This is a genomic window from Candidatus Acidulodesulfobacterium acidiphilum (assembly GCA_008534395.1).
In the GTDB taxonomy this organism is placed as follows: domain Bacteria; phylum SZUA-79; class SZUA-79; order Acidulodesulfobacterales; family Acidulodesulfobacteraceae; genus Acidulodesulfobacterium_A; species Acidulodesulfobacterium_A acidiphilum.
On record SHMQ01000062.1, the window covers coordinates 1 to 1,907 of the forward strand.

Consider the following 1,907-nt stretch of genomic DNA (forward strand, 5'->3'; position numbering starts at 1 on the left):
GGCAGGCATAAAGCGGGAACCGTTTTTAAATTTATTTATCCTGACATTCCTTATACTAAAAATACGGTTTCGACCCACGATATGGATTTACCCGCGGCGCTCGAATTAGGAAAGCATCTCGGCATTTCTTTGCCTTCCGAAATAATTTTATTTGCCGTTGAAGCGAAGGATACCGTGAATTTCGGCGAAAAACTGACGCAAGAGGTCGAAAATGCCCTTGAAACAGTAATATCGGAAATAAAGTTATTGCTGGATTTCTAATGTAAAGTATTTATATTTTACATGTAGCAGCATGATATAAATTAAATAAATTAATTAATCGAGGCGTATTATGAAGACGGCTGTTTATTTTTGTAATTGCGGTACGAACATATCGGATAAAATCAACCCTGAACAGGTGCAAGATGCAGTAAAAAAGAAAAACGGAGACGTTATTTTTAAAACTTTCGGTTTTTTGTGCTCTGAAGAAGGCAAGGAATTTTTGCGCAAGGATATTATAGAGAATGCGGTAGAAGCAGCGGTAATTCCCGCATGCTCCCCGAGAGACCACGAAAAAACCTTCATGAACGTCCTGTCGGCGGCGGGAATCAATCCTTATATGATGCAAATGGTCAACATAAGGGAACAGATAGCATGGGTTACGGAAGACCCTGAAAAAGCAGCCGTAAAAGCCGTAAGTTATATAAACGCCGCTATATCGAGGGTGATGCTTCAGGAGCCTTTAGAAAAAAAAGAGATTGATATATCGCCGGACGCCGTAATAGTAGGAGCAGGTCCGGCAGGACTTAAAGCCGCTTTAAGTTTAGCCGAAGCAGGAAGGAAGGTGACGGTGGTTGAAAAATCGCCTACGATAGGCGGTCTTCCCGTAAGATACGAAGAAATATTTCCTAATATGGAATGCGGCCCCTGCATGCTTGAGCCGATTATGGGGGAAGCCCTTCACGGAGACGCATCCGGCAATATAGAGTTTTTAACGCTGTCGGAAATAGAAGACGTATTAGGCTCTTACGGGAACTTTACCGTTAAAATAAGGCGAAGTCCGCGTTACGTCGATACGGAAAAATGTATCGGTTGTGCGGAGTGCATAGCTCCATGTCCGGTATCGCTTAAAAATCCGTTTAATTACGGAATGAATGAAAGAAAAGCCATAGACTTTTCATTTGCCGGAGCACTGCCTAACGTTCCTTACGTAAACGCAGGAGTATGTCTTAGGCTTAAGGATATTAATAATGATAATGCCGCAGGAAAAGTTAAAAATAAAGATATAGAAGGAGCTGACGTCGGCCCGTGCAGATTGTGCATGGACGCCTGTCCGGTCGGTGAAGATGTTTTTAATTTTGGCGAAAAAGAGGAGATTTTAGAGAGAAATGCGGGCAGTATTATACTGGCGACCGGCTCGGCTTTATACGACTGTTCTAAAATTCCTTCATTAGGTTACGGAAAAATACCGGATGTTTACAACGGAATTGAATTCGAGAGAATTCTTGCCTCTAACGGTCCTACGGAAGGAAATATTAGGACTTCCGGAGGGGAAGAGCCTCAATCTTTTGCGATAGTCCACTGCGTCGGTAGTTTAGATAAAAATCATAAAGACTACTGTTCAGGTATATGCTGCGAATACGCTTTTAAATTTAATCATATTATAAGAAACAAAATACCTTCAGCCAAAATATACCACTTATATAAAGAAATGGTAATTCCCGGAAAAGAAAGCGGCAGTTTATACAGGCATGCCGTCGAAGATAAAAATACCGTTTTTATAAGGGTAAGCGATATAAACGGAATGACGATAACCGAAGAAAACGGAAGAAAAGTATTTTCGGTAAAAGATGCCTGTAGTTCGGTCGGCATAAACGAAAGCGGCATTAACGAAACCTCGGAAAATAAAAGCGGAGACGGCGTATTTG

2 protein-coding genes are annotated in these 1,907 nt (G+C 41.5%); both read left to right on the forward strand.

Annotated features, from left to right (window positions below; all coding sequences use genetic code 11):
* On the forward strand, positions 1-261 hold a 261-nt coding region (locus EVJ48_10280), incomplete at its 5' end, for a hydrogenase maturation protease (GenBank protein ID RZV36564.1).
* Positions 262-331: 70 nt separating this feature from the next.
* A partial coding sequence (locus EVJ48_10285) for a CoB--CoM heterodisulfide reductase iron-sulfur subunit A family protein (GenBank protein RZV36565.1) occupies positions 332-1,907 on the forward strand: 1,576 nt, incomplete at its 3' end.